At 67.5% G+C, this 18822-nt stretch carries 15 protein-coding genes; 12 read left to right on the forward strand and 3 right to left on the reverse strand.

Features of this window, described 5'->3' with window-relative positions; genetic code table 11:
• Positions 1-133: 133 nt before the first annotated feature.
• Together metK and P9A17_RS30360 are read left to right on the forward strand one after the other, a co-directional pair.
• Entirely contained in the window at positions 134-1342 is a 1209-nt protein-coding gene (gene metK, locus P9A17_RS30355) for a methionine adenosyltransferase (protein ID WP_278042509.1), read from the forward strand.
• 89 nt (positions 1343-1431) lie between these two features.
• On the forward strand, positions 1432-3117 hold the full coding sequence (locus tag P9A17_RS30360) for a hypothetical protein (protein WP_278042510.1): 1686 nt from the start codon (positions 1432-1434) through the stop codon (positions 3115-3117).
• Here P9A17_RS30360 and P9A17_RS30365 read toward each other — a convergent pair.
• Together P9A17_RS30365 and P9A17_RS30370 are read right to left on the reverse strand one after the other, a co-directional pair.
• Positions 3114-4604: an NAD(P)/FAD-dependent oxidoreductase gene (locus P9A17_RS30365; protein ID WP_278042511.1), complete on the reverse strand. Its 1491-nt coding sequence runs from the start codon at positions 4602-4604 to the stop codon at positions 3114-3116. The two genes, P9A17_RS30360 and P9A17_RS30365, sit on opposite strands and share 4 nt — an antisense overlap.
• Positions 4605-4619: 15 nt before the next feature.
• The gene (locus tag P9A17_RS30370; protein WP_278042587.1) at positions 4620-5543 is read right to left on the reverse strand and encodes an alpha/beta hydrolase; all 924 of its coding nucleotides are present in this window, start codon (positions 5541-5543) and stop codon (positions 4620-4622) included.
• A gap of 92 nt (positions 5544-5635) precedes the next feature.
• Here P9A17_RS30370 and P9A17_RS30375 point away from each other — a divergent pair, with 92 nt between their 5' ends.
• The 8 genes from P9A17_RS30375 (at position 5636) to P9A17_RS30410 (ending at position 14830) form a co-directional block, all read left to right on the forward strand.
• Positions 5636-6478, forward strand: a complete 843-nt coding sequence (locus P9A17_RS30375) for a sugar phosphate isomerase/epimerase (protein WP_278042512.1) — start codon at positions 5636-5638, stop codon at positions 6476-6478.
• Positions 6475-7506 (forward strand): endonuclease/exonuclease/phosphatase family protein, encoded by a 1032-nt coding sequence (locus P9A17_RS30380; protein ID WP_278042513.1) that lies wholly within the window; start codon positions 6475-6477, stop codon positions 7504-7506. Before P9A17_RS30375 ends, P9A17_RS30380 begins: the two co-directional genes overlap by 4 nt.
• A 510-nt stretch (positions 7507-8016) precedes the next feature.
• Positions 8017-8856 (forward strand): glycosyltransferase family 2 protein, encoded by an 840-nt coding sequence (locus tag P9A17_RS30385; RefSeq protein ID WP_278042514.1) that lies wholly within the window; start codon positions 8017-8019, stop codon positions 8854-8856.
• On the forward strand, positions 8856-9815 hold the full coding sequence (locus tag P9A17_RS30390; RefSeq protein WP_278042515.1) for a glycosyltransferase family 2 protein: 960 nt from the start codon (positions 8856-8858) through the stop codon (positions 9813-9815). Before P9A17_RS30385 ends, P9A17_RS30390 begins: the two co-directional genes overlap by 1 nt.
• The gene (locus P9A17_RS30395; protein ID WP_278042516.1) at positions 9815-10486 is read left to right on the forward strand and encodes a hypothetical protein; all 672 of its coding nucleotides are present in this window, start codon (positions 9815-9817) and stop codon (positions 10484-10486) included. The genes P9A17_RS30390 and P9A17_RS30395 overlap by 1 nt, the downstream gene beginning before the upstream one ends.
• Positions 10483-11286: a glycoside hydrolase family 16 protein gene (locus tag P9A17_RS30400; RefSeq protein WP_278042517.1), complete on the forward strand. Its 804-nt coding sequence runs from the start codon at positions 10483-10485 to the stop codon at positions 11284-11286. Before P9A17_RS30395 ends, P9A17_RS30400 begins: the two co-directional genes overlap by 4 nt.
• A 26-nt stretch (positions 11287-11312) precedes the next feature.
• The gene (locus P9A17_RS30405; protein ID WP_278042518.1) at positions 11313-12563 is read left to right on the forward strand and encodes a glycosyltransferase; all 1251 of its coding nucleotides are present in this window, start codon (positions 11313-11315) and stop codon (positions 12561-12563) included.
• 26 nt (positions 12564-12589) lie between these two features.
• The gene (locus P9A17_RS30410; protein WP_278042519.1) at positions 12590-14830 is read left to right on the forward strand and encodes a hypothetical protein; all 2241 of its coding nucleotides are present in this window, start codon (positions 12590-12592) and stop codon (positions 14828-14830) included.
• Between the two features lie 9 nt (positions 14831-14839).
• Here the strand turns inward: P9A17_RS30410 and P9A17_RS30415 are convergent, their stop codons facing one another.
• On the reverse strand, positions 14840-16045 hold the full coding sequence (locus P9A17_RS30415) for a hypothetical protein (protein WP_278042520.1): 1206 nt from the start codon (positions 16043-16045) through the stop codon (positions 14840-14842).
• Between the two features lie 104 nt (positions 16046-16149).
• Between P9A17_RS30415 and P9A17_RS30420 the strand changes: the two genes are divergently transcribed.
• Entirely contained in the window at positions 16150-16821 is a 672-nt protein-coding gene (locus P9A17_RS30420; RefSeq protein WP_278042521.1) for a lysoplasmalogenase, read from the forward strand.
• Complete coding sequence (locus tag P9A17_RS30425; RefSeq protein WP_278042522.1) at positions 16818-18818, forward strand: primosomal protein N'; 2001 nt, start codon at positions 16818-16820, stop codon at positions 18816-18818. Before P9A17_RS30420 ends, P9A17_RS30425 begins: the two co-directional genes overlap by 4 nt.
• Positions 18819-18822: the final 4 nt, after the last annotated feature.

Consider the following 18822-nt stretch of genomic DNA (forward strand, 5'->3'; position numbering starts at 1 on the left):
CATGCGTGTAAAGGTTGCGCGCGGCGGGGGGACACGCTTGGGTGCTAGAGGCGCCGAAGTCGCGTGCCACTGTGACAGGTATAAGTTGACGGACTAATCATCTCAGGCGCGCTTGAGTGGAAAGGGATCGAACGTGAGCCAAGCTCGGCTGTTTACCAGTGAGTCGGTGACCGAAGGGCACCCCGACAAGATCTGCGACGCCATCAGCGACTCGGTGCTGGATGCCCTGCTCGCCAGCGACCCCAAGTCCCGCGTCGCCGTCGAGACGCTGGTGACCACGGGCCAGGTGCACGTCGTCGGCGAGGTGACCACCACAGCCAAGGAGGCGTTCGCCGACATCCCGCTGATCGTTCGCGACCGGATCAGGGAGATCGGCTACGACCACTCCGACAAGGGCTTCGACTACGAGACCTGCGGTGTGAACATCGGCATCGGCGCGCAGTCGCCCGATATCGCCCAGGGCGTCGACACCGCGCACGAGACCCGCGTCGAGGGCGCCGCCGATCCGCTCGACCTGCAGGGCGCCGGCGATCAGGGCCTGATGTTCGGGTACGCGATCAAGGACACCCCCGAGCTGATGCCGCTGCCGATCGCGCTGGCGCACCGGCTGTCCCGCCAGCTCACCAAGGTCCGCAAGGACGGCGTCGTCGACTACCTGCGTCCGGACGGTAAGACGCAGGTCACCGTGCAGTACGACGGTGTGACTCCGGTCCGGCTGGACACCGTCGTGCTCTCCACCCAGCACGCCGCCGGCATCGATCTCGAAGGGACGCTGGCTCCCGACATCCGGGAGAAGGTCGTCAACACGGTGCTGGCCGACCTGGCCCACGACACCATGGACACCTCTGACTTCCGCCTGTTGGTCAACCCGACCGGCAAGTTCGTCGTCGGCGGCCCCATGGGCGACGCCGGTCTGACCGGCCGCAAGATCATCGTCGACACCTACGGCGGCTGGGCCCGCCACGGCGGCGGCGCCTTCTCGGGCAAGGACCCGTCGAAGGTGGACCGCTCGGCCGCGTACGCGATGCGCTGGGTGGCCAAGAACGTCGTCGCCGCGGGCCTCGCCGAACGCGTCGAGGTGCAGGTCGCCTACGCCATCGGCAAGGCCGCACCGGTCGGTCTGTTCGTCGAGACGTTCGGCACCGAGACCGTCGATCCCGGACGCATCGAGAAGGCCATCACCAGCGTCTTCGACCTGCGACCCGGCGCCATCGTCCGAGATCTGAACCTGCTGCAGCCGATCTATGCGCAGACCGCGGCCTACGGCCACTTCGGACGCACCGACATCGAGTTGCCGTGGGAGCAGCTGAACAAGGTCGAGGATCTCAAGGCCTCGGTCTGACCTCACCGCTGGGATGATCTGACCGTTCGCCACCCTTTGCTGGGCTGAGTTATAGTCCAGGAAATCTCTTCTGCACGCATGCGTGCGGTATGAGCATTCAGATGCGGGTGGACATGGTCAACGAGCAAACGCTGGTCACTCGGCGCGCACAGGCGTCGCGGTGGGCGCCTGTCATGGCGGTGGGCACCCCGACGCTTCTCGTCGGTCTGCACGCGCTCGTCTACGGGCGCTGGATCATCGACGACGCCGCCATCACGTTCGCCTACGTTCGGTCGATCGGCGCCGGACTCGGCCCCGTGCTGCAGCCCGGCGCCGAGACGGTGGAGGGATATTCCAACCCGGCGTGGCTGGCGTTGCTGCTGGCCGGCGACAAGCTCCAGATGTTCGACCACGGCACCCTGTTCGGCGTCCCCGACCAAGTGCTGTTCCCGAAGTTGCTCGCCCTGGTCATGTGCGCCGTGCTCTACGCCGCGTTCTACCGCGTCGCCAAGGCCCTGACGCGGTCGCCGGTGACCGTGACGATCGTCGCGGGCGCGATTACCGCGGCCATCCCGTCGTTCGTCATCTGGTGCTTCTCCGGCCTGGAGAACTCGCTGCTGGCGGCGTCGGTCGGGTGGCTTGCCGCATGCATCGCGACCACGGTGGCCGAGGGGAGGCTGCTGACCACCAGAACGGCGCTGATCTGTGGTCTTGTCGCGGCGGTCGCCGGTCTGACACGTCCCGACGGGATGATCTACCTGCTGGCGTATCCGCTTGCGGCGCTGCTGCTGGCGCGGGCGCCGCGTTCCGACAAGCTGCGGTACGTGGCTATCGGAACGGCGGCTTTCGCGGTTCCCCTCGGCGCTTTCCTGGTGTGGCGCTACGCGACGTTCGGCGAGTTCGTGCCCAACACCGCGATCGCGAAGGCGCAAGGCCTGCCGGATCTGATCGGCATCGCCCGGCCCTTCGAACTGGTCCTGTTCACAGGTGTCACGCCTGCGCTACTGGGGACGGTGTTCGTCGTGATCGTGCTGCGCCGCAAGTCCGTCGACACCTCCGGGCTTCTGGCCCTGCTCATCGTCTTCGGCCTGGCGGCGCTCGCCTTCGCGATCCTCGAGGGCGACTGGATGGGGCAGCGCCGGTTCGCGACGCCCATCTGGGCGATCGGTGCGCTGATCATCGCGGTGTCCGGGGCGCAGGTCCTCGCCGGTGCCGACGCCCGGGAGCGACGGCGGGTGTGGATCGCAAGCGCGGCGGCGGTGGTGATCGCCGCGCCGGTGCTCGCGCACTCGGCCCTGACTTTCCGGGCCGATCCGACAGTGCCGATGTGTGCCGTCGCCTCGTACGCCGGATGGACCGTCAACGAATACGCCGACGCGCTGGGCCTCGGGGACGCGACGATCGCGACGCCCGACATCGGCGGCACCGCGTTGGTGAGCGATCTGACGATCATCGACCTCGGGGGACTGGCGGACGCGCCGCTCGCGCGCCGCTGGGCAGCGGGCGACGCGGCGGGCCTGCGCGACGACGTCTTCGCGGCGCGCCCTGAGTTCATCGAGACCCACCACGAATGGTCGGACACCACCGGCCTGATCGACGACCCGCGGCTGGCCGCCGACTACGTCGAGGTGGTGCGGACCTCGCGCACGGACGGACTGTGGGTCCGGCGTGACCTCGCCGACCGGCTCACCGCACAGGGAGGTCTACCGGTCTCGCCGAAAGCGTTGCCGCTCAAGGCCGATGACCCCTATCAGCTGGCCGACCCACTGGCCTCCTGCGCAGAGCTGCGCCCCTAAGACGCGAACGAGTAGTCGTCGATCGGGAACCGGCGACTGCGCCAGGCCGCCTCGACCGTGCTGGCCGGGCGCAGCGGCACATCGCCGTGCTGGTCGAAGTAATAGCTGTTGGCCAGCCGGCAGCTGTCCTGCCAGAAGATCTGCCGGTGCCGCTTGCGCATCATCTCCGCGAAATACCGTTCGTTGGCCTCCGGCCGAACCTCGATGCGCGTGGCACCCCGGCTGCGCGCGGTCTCCAGACACCGCACGATGTGCCGGGTCTGCGTCTCGATCAGTGCGAAGTACGACGAGCCGACGTAGCCGTACGGCCCGAACACCGTGAAGAAGTTGGGGAAGCCCGGCACGCTGACGCCCTCGTATGCCTGCAGCCGGTTCTCCGTCCAGAACTTGGCGAGCGAGTTGCCGTCGGGTCCGACCACCGAGAACGTCGGAACATTGTCGGTGTCAAGCACTTTGAAGCCCGTCGCCAGGATCAGCACGTCGGCCTCGTGCAGGACGTCATCCGTGGTCGCCACCCCGGACGCGGTGATCCTGTCGATGGGCTCGGTCACCAACGCGACGTTGTCGCGGTTGAACGTCGACAGATAGGTGTTGTGGAATCCCGGACGTTTGCAGCCGACCGCGTAACGCGGGGTCAGCTTGTCCCGCAGCTCGGGGTCGTCGACCTGCTTGCGCAGATACGCCTCGCCGAGCGAGCCCATCCGCTTCGCCATCGGGTTGACCGTGAAGTATTGCGCGGCCAGCGGGAACGTCAGCTCCACGTAGGCCTGGCTGACGAACCGCTGCAGCGTCTGCCCGAACGGCAGGCGCATCATCGCCCTCGCCGTCTTCGACAGCGGGATGTCGAACTTCGGAAAACACCAGATCGGTGTGCGCTGAAAAACGCTGAGGTGCGCGACGATCGGCGCGATCTCCGGGATCACCTGAACCGCCGACGCGCCGGTCCCGATGATCGCGACGCGCTTACCGCTCAGCTCCAGGTCGTGATCCCACCGGGCGGTGTGGACAGTGGCCCCGGCGAAGGATTCGACGCCGGGGATGTCCGGCAGATTCGGCACGGTCAGCGCGCCGCTGGCATTGACCAGGAACCGTGCCGTCACGATGTCCCTGTCACCGCCGGTTTCACATGTCAGGCGCCAAAGACCTTGCTTACCATCGAATTCCGCGGTACGGATCACCGTGGCGAAACGGATCTTCGACCGCAGACCATATTTGTCGACGCAGTGCGCGGCGTAGGACTTCAGCTCGTTCCCGTGCGCATACGTGCGCGACCATTCGGTGCTCTGCTCGAACGAGAACTGGTAGGAGAACGACGGGATGTCCACCGCGATACCCGGATAGGTGTTCCAGTACCACGTGCCGCCGGGCTCATCGCCGGCCTCGACGATCAGGTAGTCGGACAAGCCGGCCCGGTCGAGCTGGATCGCGGTGCCGATACCGGAGAAGCCGGCACCGACGATCACGGTGTCAAAGTCAGGTGTAGCCATGAGGCACCTCCGGCCTCAGGCTAACGCGTCCCGCAGCGCCCTGACCGCACGTTCCGTGGCTTCTGTTGCGGCGGGCACGATTCCCGCGTAACCGAGGTAGCCGTGCACGAGGGATTCGGCGTTGTGGAGTTCGACCGGGACCCCGGCGGCGACCAGCAACTCGGCGTACCGGGCGCCGTCGTCGCGCAGTGGGTCGTGGCCCGCGACCGCGATATAGGCCGGCGGCAAACCCGACAGATCACCCCGCGCAGGCACCAGCGCGATCGGGGCGTCCGTCATGTTGAGATCGCCGATGTACCAACGGCTGAAGCCCTTGCAGGACGCGAGGTCGAGGATCGGCGCGTGCGCATTCGCGGCGAACGACGGCAGTGACGTGTCGAACGTCGTCGACGGATACCAGAGCAGCTGGAAGCGCAGGGCGATGCCGGCATCACGGGCCGACTGTGCGACCACCGCGGCCAGGTTCCCGCCCGCGGAATCCCCGGCGACCGCCAGCCGCGCCGGGTCGGCGCCGATGTCGCCGGCGTTCTGCGCAACCCACTGCGTAGCGGCCCAGACGTCGTCGACGGCAGCGGGGAAGGGGTGCTCGGGCGCGAGCCGGTAGTCGACTGACACGACGACGGCACCGGCGCCGACAGCGTGGATGCGGGCCGCGCCGTCATAGGTGTCGAGGTCGCCGACGGTCCAGCCGCCGCCGTGGATGAACACGACAGCGGGAAGCACGGTTTGGTCGGACGGCGGGCGGTAGATGCGCAGCGTGAGCGGGCCCGCGGGTCCGTCGATGACACGGTCGTGCGCCTCGACCTCGGGATGTATCGGGCTGCGCGGGAGTTCGTTGAAGCGCCGTCTGGCCTCTTCGGGCCCACCGTCGGTCGTCAGCTGGAACGGAACAACCTCGAGAACCTTCTCCAGCACGGGATCAATCGCTGCCATGGCCATCACCGTACGCACGGTCCCCTCACAGACGTAGCCCCCTATGGCTGGCGCCTTTCCTCGACAATCGACCCGACTGCAGGAAGAGAGGATCGCTCGTGAGGTCTCCGTCCGGCCACCGGCCGATCTCGTTGGCCCCGTTGACGGTTCTGGAACTGAGTCCTCCCGAACTGGTCGCGTGCGCCGCCGACGCCGGCTTCGACGGTGTCGGCCTGCGGCTCATCCGGGCCACCGAAGAGGAGTTGTTGCGCCCGACCATCGGTTCGACGCCGATGATCCGCGAGACCCGACAGCGTCTCGACGACACCGGGTTGTTCCTCTTGGACATCGAGGTGTTGCGGCTGCGCCCCGACACCAAGGTGCGGGATCACTTCGGAGCCTTCCTGGAGACCGGTGCCTACCTCGGGGCTTCCCAGATCCTGGTGACCGGCAACGACCCCGACCATGCACGGCTCGCCGACAATCTGGCCGAACTCTCCGCGTTCGCCGAGGGTTTCGGTATGACGCCCAATCTAGAGCCGATGCCGTGGACGGACGTCCGCTGCCTGGACGAGGCGACGCTGATTCTGCGCCGCTGTGCCGGTGCGGACGTCGGTGTGCTGGTGGATGCGATCCATTACGACCGCGCGCTGGCCACACCGGATGACCTGCGCGCCATGCCGGGGGAGTGGACGCGCTATGTCCAGATCTGCGATGCGGTGCTGCCCCGGCCGACGTCGATCGACGAACTGCGCCACCAGGGGCGCAATGCCCGGCTCTTCCCGGGTGAGGGAAGCATCGACCTGGTGTCGATGCTGCGGGCGTTGCCCACGGTGCCGGCGAGCGTCGAGGCGCCGACCGAGTGGAACGCCCCGGCTGGTGTGCGGGCGCGTGCTGCGCTGCGCTCCGCCCGCGCTGTCGTGGCGCGTGCTGACGAGAGTCGGCCACAATTGTCTGCGTGACGGATGGCCTGACACCCACCACGACCGACGCGTCACCGTCACGACTTCGCAGCCGCCTTCGCACGTTCACCGGAATCGCGGGGATCGTCTCGGCAGTAAGCGCCGGGATGGGTGTGGCCGCCCATTTCTTCGGGCCGGTCAGCACTGTCGTGACGTTGTTGGCGTCGTTCACCCCACTTTTCGTCGTGCTCGCCGTCCTGTCCGCGGTGATCCTCGCCGCGGCGCGGATGTGGTTCGCGGTGCTGGCCGCCGTCGCGATCGTGGTGGTCGGTGTGGCATCCCAACTGCCGCTCTTCATCGGCGAGCAGCCGACCGCCTCCGGGGAGGCTCCCACTCTGCGGATTCTGCAGGCCAATCTCCGGCTGGGTGAAGCCGACCCGTCTGCGCTGGTGGACCGGGTCCGCGGCAGCGGTGTCGACGTGCTGACCGTGGCGGAGCTGACCGGGCCCGCGGTGGACAAACTCGCCGCGGCCGGGCTGCGTGAGTGGCTGCCGTACTCCTACGTGCGCGCCGATTACGGCGGCAGCGGCGAAGGCATCTACTCGCGATACCCACTCACAGATACCGCGGCCCTGACCGGGCTCGAACATCACAATCTGCGCGCGACGATCCAGGTGCCCGGCGCGGTGCCGGTGACGGTCTATGCGCTGCATCCGCTGCCGCCGTACCCCGAGCCTGCGTGGAGATGGGCGGCGGAACTGGACCGAATCGGCGCGATTCTCGCCGAGGAGCGGGGACCCCTGATCGTCGGAGCCGATTTCAACTCGACGTACGACCACGAGCGTTACCGCCACCTGCTGAATGTCGGCGCCCGCGACGGCGCGGATCTGGTGGATGCCGGCGAGTACCTCGGCTCGGGGATCGTCGCCACGTATCCCGCCGACCAGTGGTTCCCCGCGGTGCTCGGCATCGACAAGATCCTCGCCCGGGGTGCCACGCCGCTGTCATTTGTGCGTGTTGACCTGCCCGGCTCCGATCATCACGCGGTCATGGGGGACGTCCGGTTGCCCCCGCTCACGCAGCCCTGACGCACCGGTTCACGCAGTCCTCCCCTCGTCGGTGATCGGCAGCCGCGCCAAAGTTTGACGCCATCGTGCATTTGTGGATACGGCGAGCGGCGTTGCTAAAAATGCGCGAATGTTGTCGATTTCGATTGCAACGAGTTTCGCTATACCGGTTGTGCCCACGTCGTTGGCTGGCGAACCGGATCCTGGACGGCCGCCGAATCGGGCCTGCCTTGTGGCGGTTCCTGACTCTTTTACAGTGCAAAGATGGGTTCTATCCAGCGGCTCAGGCTGTTTCGAAGAGCGGCGGACGGGGCCTTGCCACATGTCCGGTTACGCCACTGAATATTACTTAGGTGTGCCAAACATGTGATGCTGGTCATATGGTGGACATTCACCCTGTCATAAGTTGCCGGTGTTCGCTAACGTTCTGTCCAGTTACGGTATGTTTTATTTTTGACGACAGCGTCAGGACGCTGCGACGGTCTTTCGGGGCCTCGGCGCCGGCATTAGTGCGAGAAGGAGATTCGCGACGTGACGGATGTAGCACCCGAGGCGCTGTTGCCCGCGCGGTCCGAACTCAACGGCTATTCCGACTCCTACAGCGACGATGTCCACGAATCTGGGTCCGCGTCGAGCCACGCGCCGACCGTCACTGTCGTCCTGCCGACACGGAACGAGGCGCGGAATCTGCCTTACGTGGCCAAGCGGATGCCGCCCGTCGACCAGATTGTCGTCATCGACGGCGGCTCGACCGACGGCACCGCCGACGTCGCTCGTCAGCTGTGGCCGGAGGCCACCGTGATCGAACAGACCAGGGCTGGTAAAGGCAACGCGCTGGCATGCGGCTTCCTCGCCGCCACCGGAGACATCATCGTCATGATCGACGGCGACGGCTCGACCGATCCCGCCGAGATCCCGCTGTTCGTCGCGGCCCTCGTGGCCGGTGCAGACCTCGCGAAGGGCAGTCGCTTCTCGCGTGGCGGCGGCAGCGACGACATCACGCACTTCCGGCGGCTGGGCAACAAAGGGCTCAACGGGCTGGTCAACTGGCTGTTCAAAACCGAGTTCAGTGACCTGTGCTACGGCTACAACGCGTTCTGGCGTCGCAACCTCGAAGGCCTCGACCTGCCGGCGATCGAACTCTCCGAGCCGCAATGGGGCGACGGATTCGAGATCGAGACCGTGATCAACGTCCGTGCCGCCCGACAGGGCTGGGCCATCGACGAGGTGGGCAGCTTCGAAGGCAGGCGCATCTACGGCCGCAGCAACCTCAATGCGGTCACCGACGGTCTCAGGGTGTTGCGCACCATCAGTCGCGAGCGTCGCGAGCACCGGGCGGGGCGCACCGCCGCGGTCGCCGGCTGGGCATAGTGTCTGCCCGTTTCACCTCGCACGACCAGCCGTACCCCACCGCACCATCACTGAGCGTCGTCATCTGTTGTTACACCGAACGACGTCGCCGGAGCCTGGCTGCAGGCGCCGACGCCGCGCTTCGTCAGCTCGCCTCCGGTGACGAACTGATCCTCGTCGTCGACGGCAACGAAGATCTCTTCCACGATCTGTGCGCCGATTACGGCGATCGACTCACGGTTGTCGCCAACGCTCATCGCCGCGGTCTCTCCGGTGCCCGCAACACCGGCCTCGAGACGGCCTCCGGTGATGTCGTGGTCTTCCTGGACGACGATGCGGCGCTGCTGCCGGATGCGCTCGGGAGCGTGCGTTCCACGTTTGTCGACGACGGAATCACCGCGATGGGGGGAGCGGTCCACCCGTACTGGCACTCGGGCTCTCGGCCAACCTGGTTCCCGCCGGAATTCGGTTGGGTCGTGGGTTGCGATTACCGAGGGCTACCGTCCGACGGGGCCCCGATTCGCAACCCCATCGGCGCCGCGATGGCCGTTCGGCGCGAACATCTGGCCGACATTGGCGGATTCAGTGATCGTCTCGGGCGTGTCGGCACGCTCCCGACGGGTTGTGAAGAGACGATGATGGGCATCGAACTCGTACGTAGCAACCCACACTCACACATCGTGCGTCGGACCGCCTTCGCGGTCACGCACGAGGTGCCGCATGACCGGGCCACCGTGTCCTACTTCATGCAGCGCTGCTTTCACGAGGGCCGCAGCAAGGCCATCCTCACGCAGCTGTGCGGGCAGCAGTCCTCGCTGGAAAGCGAACGGGCCTACACGACGAGGACGCTGCCGTCGGGGATGTGGCACGCACGTCGTCATCCATCCCGCGTCATGGCCATCGTCGCGGGACTCTTCGTCACCGCCGCCGGTTATGTCGTCGGCCGCACTCAAACCCTGCGAACGCCCGAGATTCGGTGATGGGTACAGCCTCGGGCTGGCTCGTCAACCCCCGGGTGACCGGGTGGGTATCGCTGATGACATTGCTGTACTTCGTCGCGGAGTGGATCGTGTCGGCGACCTGGCGGGGGAACTACAGTTACCGAGAGGATCTGTTGAGCCCCCTCGGGGTGGCGTACTGCGGTCCGGCGGGTGACTGGCCCTGCAGCGAGCTCTACCCGCTGATGAACGTCAGTCTGCTGGTCACGGGCCTCGCGATCACCATCGTTGCCGCGAGCTTCCTCGTGCAGCAGGTGACCGACCCCGGCCACGCGGTGCTGCTGATGGGTTCGGGGCTGGGCCTCTACGCCTGCGGCATCTTCACCAACCAGGTCGACTACACGCTGAACACCACGGCGCTGGTCACGTTCATGTCGCTGGGATCGGTAAGCATTCTGTTCATCGCCATGGGATCGGCGACCAAGATGACCGTCGAGCGTCGGGGCGTTGCCGTCATCGCCGGAGCCGTGAGCATGGTCGGGTTCCTGGCTTTCGTGGGTGGGCAGACCGTGTTCGGTCCCGGCGGTGCGCAACGCATGGCCGTGTACGGCATCCTGATCGCCGTCATCGCGCTCGGAACCGCGGGGATACGGACGCCACCACGGCGCGGCCGTCACGCAGCGGGCCGCAACCTCGCCGGGGCAACGCGATGATCCGTCGCTTCGCCGTGGCGCTCTGCGTCGTCGCGCTGACCGGATGCAGCATGCCGCCGACGGTCGGTCGGGCCGAACCGACCGGTCCGCGCGTGTTGTTCTCCGACGACTTCGACGGGCCTGCCGGCACATCGCCGTCACCCCAATGGCATTTCGAGACCGGCGGTGGCGGCTGGGGCAACAACGAGATGCAGACCTACACAGACGATCCGGACAACGCCAGCCTCGACGGTTCAGGACATCTGGCCATCTCCGCCCGGGGAAGCTCCCTGGATCAGATCACGTCGGCGCGCATCACGACCAAGGGCACGTTCGACTTCACCTCGGGACGTGCCGAAGCCCGCATCAAGCTGCCGGCCGGAGCCGGCCTGCATCCGGCCTTCTGGCTGCTGGGGAGCAACATCGACGAGGTCAGCTGGCCCGAGGCCGGCGAGATCGACGTGATCGAAACCCTCAACCTGGCCCCGGAGTTCCACACCGGAGTCCACGCCCCGAGTGCGGACTCTGAACGGGGAGAGCAGGTCTCGGCATCCGGGCCCGCGCCGTTCCCGCTGGCCGGCGAGTTTCACACCTACTGGGTGGAGCGCACGCCCGGGCGAATCGTCACCGGTATCGACGAGCTGACGTTGTTCACCGTCACCCCCGCCGATCTGGAACCCGGCAGCCGCTGGGTGTTCGACGCCCCGTTCTTCCTGCTGCTCAACGTCGCCGTGGGCGGAGACTGGCCGGGACCGCCCGACCCGTCCACCCCGAATCCGTCCACCATGCTGGTCGACTGGGTCCGGGTGACGGCGTTGTGACGCCACTGATCTCGCTCGAGCCGGCCATGCCTCTGCAGGCAGAGTCGACGTGGCCGCATGCGGTCTGGATCGGAATGCTCGACGTCGACGACTGCGCACCCGACTCCGGTAAGGAGATCGAGTTCGAAGCGCGGCATGCCGGTGGTTACCATCAGGCGCGCGTGCTGGTCCGCCACCTCGGCACGCCCGTCGCGTTCGTCGAGGCCCCCATTTACAAAGGCGTTGTGCGGCTGCCGATTCCGGTGTGCAGCGTGGCCCACGAGCCGCCCCCGGAGGGCCCACTGCCGCCGATCTCGGTGGTGCTGTGCACACGAGACCGACCCGACCAGGCCCTCGACGCAGTGCGCTCGATCCTGGCGCTGGACTATCCCGACTTCGAGGTCGTCGTCGTCGACAACGCCGCGCGTACCGACGCCACCGCCCAGGTGGTGCGGGATCTCGCCGATCCGAGAGTGCGCCTGGTGGCCGAACCTGTGCCGGGGCTGTCGACCGCCAGGAATACCGGGCTTCGGGCAGCCCGTCACGACGTGGTGGCGTTCACCGACGACGATGTGGTCGTCGATCCGTTGTGGCTGCGACACATCGCCCGCGGTTTCTCGCGCGCCCCTTTCGTCACCTGTGTGTCGGGTCTTGTCCCCAGCGGTGAATTGCGAACCGCCGCACAGGCCTACTTCGATCAGCGGGTCTCGTGGGCGGGATCCCTGAAGCCCCGGGTGTACAGCATGGCGGCTCCTCCCGCCGATCAACCGCTGTTCCCGTTTCAGGTCGGCCGATTCGGGACTGGGGCCAATTTCGCGGTTCAGCGTGACCGGATCCTCGAGCTCGGCGGGTTCGATGAGGCGCTCGGCGCGGGGACCGCATCCCAGGGCGGCGAGGATCTCGACATATTCTTCAGGGTGCTCGCCGCGGGCGACGTGCTGGCGACCGAACCGGCCGCGATCGTGTGGCACCGGCATCGCAGCGACAACGAGGCGCTGTTGAAGCAGGCCCGCGGGTACGGATTGGGCCTCGGCGCGTGGCTGACCAAGGTCGTGCTGAACTCCGAGCACCGCAGACTGGCGGCACACGTCATCCGGCGCCGCTTCGGGTCGTCACTGCGCGCAGGTGCCGATTACGGCGCGATGGCGTCGCCGAATCGAATTCCCCGCGGGCTGGGTGACGACGTCCCGTCGTCGGTGGGCCGCATCGAGGTGCTGGCCGTCCTCGCGGGCCCCAGAGCCTTGTGGCAAGGCAAGCGGCAGCAGGCGCGCAACAACGCGCTGAAACGTCGCCGATGACGGTGACGCTCGAACGGGGACCGGCAATGCCGGGACTCGCGCGCCATCGAGCGACCGGATCTTCGCGCCGAAATACGCCGCAGCGGACCAAACCTCCCGCGCACCGGAAACCACCCGCGCACCGCAAGCCGCCGAGTCGGCGCCGGATCCCGATCCTGCCCGTGCGCATGGTCGACCTCGCCGGGGTCGGCGCCGCGGCGGGCGCCGTCGCGCTGATGCCGCTGCCGAGCAGCGTGCGCGCGATCGCGCTCGCGGTGTTCATCGCGATCGGGCCCGGGGCGGCGGTGCTGACCTGGGTTCGTATCCCGCGACGGGTCCTTCTCTCGACGCTTCCGGTGCTCGGGATGGCCATCGTCACGCTGGTGGCGATCACTGCGATGTGGTCTTACCGCTGGAATCCCATGCTCATCCTCTGGGTGCAGGTTGTGGGTGTCGGGGGCAGCAGCGTGTGGTGGTACTACCAGCGACGCGACAGCATCCTGGCGGCGGCGCGCCACTGGCATTGGCGCCGCATCGGTGAACATCCGTGGCTGCGCAAAAGTTTTGTGCGCCGGCACTTCTCGTTGATCCTCAGTGCGCTGGCCGTCGGGATCTGGTTGTTTGCGGTCCCCGGACTGCCCGGTGCCGATGCGAGCTATTACGGACTGCTGTTCTCGAAAACCGGTCCGCTGCTTGCCGTTTCCATCGTGTTGTGCACGTGGGCATTCTTGGTCGCGATCCGGAATCGAAGGATCGTCCCCGCCGCGGTGGCGGTGATGGTCGCGATCATCGTCGCTCGCGTGACGACGGTGGTCGCCACCGAAGTCCCGCTCTATGACTGGACCTACAAGCATCTGGCCGTCGTCGACTACATCATGGTGTACGGCCGTATCCAGCCCGACGGCACCGACATCTACGCGCAGTGGGCGGCGTTCTTCACCACGTGGGCCTGGTTCTGCGACGTGACCGGTATCGCGGCCATGACGGTCGCCCATGTCTTCGCACCGGCGATGCACGTGTTGATCGCGCTGACCGTGTACACGGCGGCCCGTGCCATCTCCAGGTCTCGCCGCACCGCTCTGACCGCAGCCTTCATCGCCGAGATCGTGAACTGGGTTGGGCAGGACTACTTCTCGCCGCAGGCCTGGACGATTGTGCTGGTGTTCGGCATGTTCGCGCTGCTTCTGGCCTCGCCGCGCAGCAGGAACTGCGGGATCCTGGCCATCCCCGTGTTCGCCGCGACCGTGCCGACCCACCAGCTGACCCCGTTCTGGGCGATGGGAGCGGTGGTTCTGCTGTGTCTGTTCAAACGCGCCAGACCTCGGTGGGTGGCGCTCGTGATGGTGCTGATCGCGGTCTGCTACCTGCTGCTCAACCTGGAAGCCGTTGCGCCGTATGGCCTGTTCTCGGGTGGGAGCCCGATAGAGAATGCGACCACCAATGTCGTCACGTCCGGGTTGCCCGCAAGGGACTTCACGGCGGCGGTGGTGCGCAGTCTCACGGTGGTCGTGGTGGTCACCGCCTTTGTGTGCGCCATATGGATGTGGCGTCGCAAGCGGCCTGTCCTGACGCTGTTCATCGCGGCGTTCAGCTCATTCGGTCTCCTGCTGGGGCAGAGCTACGGCGGTGAGGCGATCTTCCGGGTGTACCTGTACTCGATTCTCGGGTGTGCGCTGCTGATCGCCCCCGCGGTGGTCAAGGCGATCGACGGTGTCAGAGGCCGGGCCCGCCTGCCTGTCCGCACGGCAGCAGCCCTCGGCATGACCGGCGCGTCGGTGGCGGGGCTGCACGGTTACGTGGCGCTGTGGCCCTTGGTCTTCGAGACGCGATCCCAGATCGATCTGATGGAGACTCTCACCAGGGACGCTGACCTGCGTACCCGCGTCGTCTTGCTGCGCCTCGGGGGCATGCCGACGCGGCTCAACGCCGGCTACGTCGACCTCACCTTGTTCAACCCGTATTTCGACGAACCCGTGAGCTATGACCTGTGGGATCCGTCCGATCCGAACCTCGCCGAACGGAAAGCGACGTTCCCCAACGAAGAAGACCTCAAGACGCTCAACACGGAGATGACTGAAGGCAGCTACATCGTCTACGTCATCTTCAGCGAGCAATCCACCAAGGCGATCCGGTACTACGGCGACTTCCGCGCCGATGCCGTCGAAGTCGTACAAGAGGCCCTACGTCAGCAACCCCAGTGGGAGTTGATCTACGACGAGGGCGAGACCAAGGTGTGGCGCAGCGTCAACGACGAACTGGCGCCGGAGAATCGGGACGGCCAACCCTAGTCGCGGCCGTCACCTGCCGAGCAGCTGCGAGACTTGTGTCGGTACGGAATCCAGTGCGGCGCCGATCTTTCCGGCATCGAACAGGGTGTCGTGGAACTCCGCAGTCAGCCACATCGAGCCCATCGCCGATGCCGACGTGACGGTCACCCCTCCGGGACTGACCGGATCGCTGGCCACCATGATGCCGGCACGCGCGGGATCACTGAACGTCCACGGTCTGTGTGGAACGGTGCCGAGGCTGGAGTGCAGCAGATGCAAGCGGGGGTGGTCGGGAACCAGCCACTGCGGTTGCCGGCCGGTCCGCATCGCCATCCGGGTCTTCAGCGTCGCTGCCATCAGGTTCGCGACCGGGCGTGCCATCTGCGCGGCCCGTGCCATCTCTGTCTGCAGCCGACGCGGACCGGATTCGTGGTCCAACCGGAAATCGAGTCCGGCAGAAAACGACGCGAGAGTGCTGAAATCTTTCGGCAGATAGCGCCGAACGTCGAACGGGACGGTCACGGTCGGGTCGACGTCGAAACCGGCGGCGGCGAAGGCGCTGTGCAGGGCGTGGGTGTAGATCGCGAACATGTTGACGTCGGGGAGCGCCGAATTCCGTTGCCGGCGAAGCTCATCGACGGTGTCGGCCGGAATATGGGTGACCCGGGTGGCCGGTGACGGGGCGATGTCGGCGTTGGCGGAAGGCGCCGTCTCGGCGGGCAGTGAGCTGTTGCGGCGGTGCTGACGCCACAGCGGCACGAGCCGCTGCGGTCCGAGGCCGATCGCGCGCAGCCCTGCGGTGAGCAGCGGTGAGGCGCGATGCCGGTACGGTGCCCACACGGCGGCGTCGCGCGGATCCACCGCGCCGAGCAGGACCCCGATGAGCAGATCGAGCAGTGGGACCTCGCCGAGGCCATGGCTGAAGTCGATCGCCAGGTAGTCGCCCCCGACCAGGATCCGAATGCCATTGCCCGGGGTCTGGCGCAACGCGGTCAGCAGCGCGATGGGCTCCTCACCCGGCGGCCGCGTCGTGGTCTCGAACACGTCACCGGCGAGGCCGGGGTCGTACCGCCACCGCGTCGTCGTGGTCGACGGTTGCAGTCCCACCCTGGCCTCGGGCCCGGCTTCGGCCATCGCGGCGAAGCGGGCGGTGAGCTCGTCGAGGGGAGGGACATCCACAGGCCCGACGATGACCGCCGAACGCCGGTAGCTGTGCTGCACATCGAGTGTCGCCACCCGGACGGTGCCAGCTTCTCGGCTCCGACGATTTCTGTGCATTGTCTGTGAACCTATCAGAGCAGCCCCCCAGCTCGATCTGATGAATTTAGTAAGTTCTCTTCGTGACTCGCACGCTGTGGACGGCCGCTGCGGTCGTCGCGGCTGCCTATGGCGCGTTTCTGATCGTAACCGCGACACGAGTGCCGGCGGGCGCGGAGCTGACGGGGCAGTTCGCGTTGCAGCCGGCGGTCAAAGCCGGCGCTGCCGTTCTTCTGGCGGGTGCCGCGCTCACACACCACATCGCGCGCGAGCGTTTCTGGCTGGTCGCGGCGCTGCTCTTCTCTGCGGCGGGCGACTATCTCCTCGCGATGCCATGGTGGGCGCCGTCATTCGTGTTGGGGCTGGCAGCTTTTCTGGTCGCCCACCTCTGTTTCCTCGCCGCTCTGCTGCCACTCGCGAGGCGAACGCCGAGGCGTCTGGTGGGTGTCGCGACCATGGTCGTCGCGTGCGTTGCGCTGCTGGTGTGGTTCTGGCCGAAGCTGCTCGAGCAGGGCATGGCGCTGCCGGTCACCGTCTACATCGGTGTCCTTGGTGCCATGGTGTGCGTCGCGTTGCTCGCCGACCTGCCCACTCCGTGGACCGCATTGGGCGCACTGTGTTTCGCCGTCTCCGACGCGATGATCGGCATCAGCAAGTTCGTTCTGGGTTCTGAGGTCCTTGCGGTGCCGATCTGGTGGGCTTACGCCACGTCGCTGCTTCTCATCACGGCCGGACTGCTGTTCAGGCGAACGTGACAACTACCCGGCAGGCAGCCGAACACGAGCCGATCGCGCGGGTGCTGCCGATGCTCACGGTGCCGCATCTGGACCGCGAGTTCGATTATCTGGTCGCAGCAGAGCAGTCCGACGATGCCCAGCCGGGAGTGCGCGTCAAGGTCCGGTTCCACGGCAGGCTCGTCGACGCCTTTGTGCTCGAAAGGCGTTCGGACACAGATCACGTCGGCAAGCTCGGCTGGCTGGAGAAGGTGGTGTCGGCGGAATGCGTGCTGACCCACGACGTCCGCAGGTTGGTCGACGCGGTGACCGCCCGCTATGCCGGTACCCGCGCCGACGTGCTGCGCCTGGCGGTGCCGCCCCGCCACGCGACCGTCGAGAAGCGCGTTCCCAAACCTCTTGATCCGATGGCTCCGCGGAACGTCGACACCACCGCGTGGGCGGCCTACAGCGGGGGACCGCAGTTCATCGCGGCGCTCAACGAGGCGCGAGCCGCCCGCGCAGTGTGGCAGGCGCTTCCCGGCGAATCGTGGGCACAACGACTCGCCGAAGCGGCCGCCGTCATGGTGAACTCGGGACGTGGGGTGCTCGCCGTCGTCCCAGACCAGCGTGACGTCGACCTGCTGCATGGCGCAGCCATCGGCCACGTCGACGACGACAGGGTGGTGGCGCTGTCGGCGGGGCTCGGCCCGTCCGAGCGGTACCGGCGCTGGCTGTCGGTGCTGCGGGGCGAAGCGCGGTTCGTGATCGGCACGCGCAGTGCGGTTTTCGCTCCGGTCGCCGACCTCGGACTGGTGATCATGTGGGATGACGGCGACGATTCGCTCGCCGAGCCGCGCGCCCCGTATCCGCACGCGAGGGAAGTCGCGATGCTGCGCGCCCACCAGCTGCGCTGTGCGGCGATGATCGGCGGCTACGCGCGCACCGCCGAAGCCCAGGCGCTGGTCCGCAGCGGCTGGGCGCACGATCTGACCGCGACCAGGCAGACGGTGCGCGCGCATGCGCCGCGGGTGATCGCGCTAGAGGACAGCGCCTACGCCCATGAGCGCGATGCGGCGGCACGGACCGCGCGGCTGCCGACGGTCGCCCTCGACGCAGCCCGCGCAGCACTTCGGGCCGACGCGCCTGTCCTCGTGCAGGTGCCGCGTCGCGGTTACGTGCCTGCTCTCTCCTGCGCCAAATGTCGCACCGTCGCCCGGTGCAGGCATTGCACCGGGCCGCTGTCCCTGCCGGGCCGTGACGCCCCGGGTGCGGTGTGCCGATGGTGTGGCCGAGAGGAATTGGCGTTGCGCTGCGCCCGCTGCGGGTCGGACGCGGTGCGCGCCGTCGTCGTCGGGGCGCGCCGCACCGCCGAGGAACTCGGCAGAGCGTTCCCCGGTGCGCGGGTCATCACCTCCGGAGGCGAGGACGTGGTCGCCTCCGTACCGCAGCGCGCCGCGGTCGTCGTCGCGACGCCGGGGGTCGAGCCCGCGGCCGCCGGTGGTTACGGCGCCGCGCTGCTGCTGGACAGTTGGGCGTTGTTGGGGCGTCAGGACCTTCGCGCGTCGGAGGACACGCTGCGCCGCTGGATGGCGGCGGCCGCGCTGGTCCGCAGTCGCGCCGACGGCGGAGTGGTCGCGGTGGTCGCGGAGTCCGCGATCCCGACGGTGCAGGCCCTGATCCGGTGGGATCCCGTCGGCCACGCCGACGAGGAACTCGAGGCTCGCGCGGAAGTGGGGTTGCCGCCCGCCGCGCACATGGCGGCCGTGGACGGCGCGCCCGCCGCGGTGCATGCCCTGCTCGACGCCGCGACCCTGCCGGTCGGCGCCGACATCCTCGGACCCGTCGACCTGCCCGTCGGGGCGCGCAGACCGGCAGGGATGGAGGCCGACGCGGCGGTCAGCCGAATGCTCGTGCGCGTACCGCGCGACAAGGGACTCGAGCTTGCCGCCGCGCTGCGTCGCGCGACGTCGGTGCAGAGTGCGCGCCACGACCAGGAGCCGGTTCGCATCCAGATCGACCCATTGCACATAGGGTGATGCC

Source organism: Mycobacterium sp. 236(2023) (genome assembly GCF_029623955.1).
Lineage (GTDB): Bacteria > Actinomycetota > Actinomycetes > Mycobacteriales > Mycobacteriaceae > Mycobacterium.

What these genes read in the sequence shown, in the direction of transcription:
- P9A17_RS30370 (WP_278042587.1), bottom strand. Translation starts at nt 5,543, where the DNA reads ATGGCCATGGCAGCGATTGATCCCGTGCTGGAGAAGGTTCTCGAGGTT.
- P9A17_RS30365 (WP_278042511.1), bottom strand. Translation starts at nt 4,604, where the DNA reads ATGGCTACACCTGACTTTGACACCGTGATCGTCGGTGCCGGCTTCTCC.
- P9A17_RS30405 (WP_278042518.1), top strand. Translation starts at nt 11,313, where the DNA reads ATGCCTCTGCAGGCAGAGTCGACGTGGCCGCATGCGGTCTGGATCGGA.
- P9A17_RS30395 (WP_278042516.1), top strand. Translation starts at nt 9,815, where the DNA reads ATGGGTACAGCCTCGGGCTGGCTCGTCAACCCCCGGGTGACCGGGTGG.
- P9A17_RS30410 (WP_278042519.1), top strand. Translation starts at nt 12,590, where the DNA reads ATGCCGGGACTCGCGCGCCATCGAGCGACCGGATCTTCGCGCCGAAAT.
- P9A17_RS30360 (WP_278042510.1), top strand. Translation starts at nt 1,432, where the DNA reads ATGAGCATTCAGATGCGGGTGGACATGGTCAACGAGCAAACGCTGGTC.
- P9A17_RS30400 (WP_278042517.1), top strand. Translation starts at nt 10,483, where the DNA reads ATGATCCGTCGCTTCGCCGTGGCGCTCTGCGTCGTCGCGCTGACCGGA.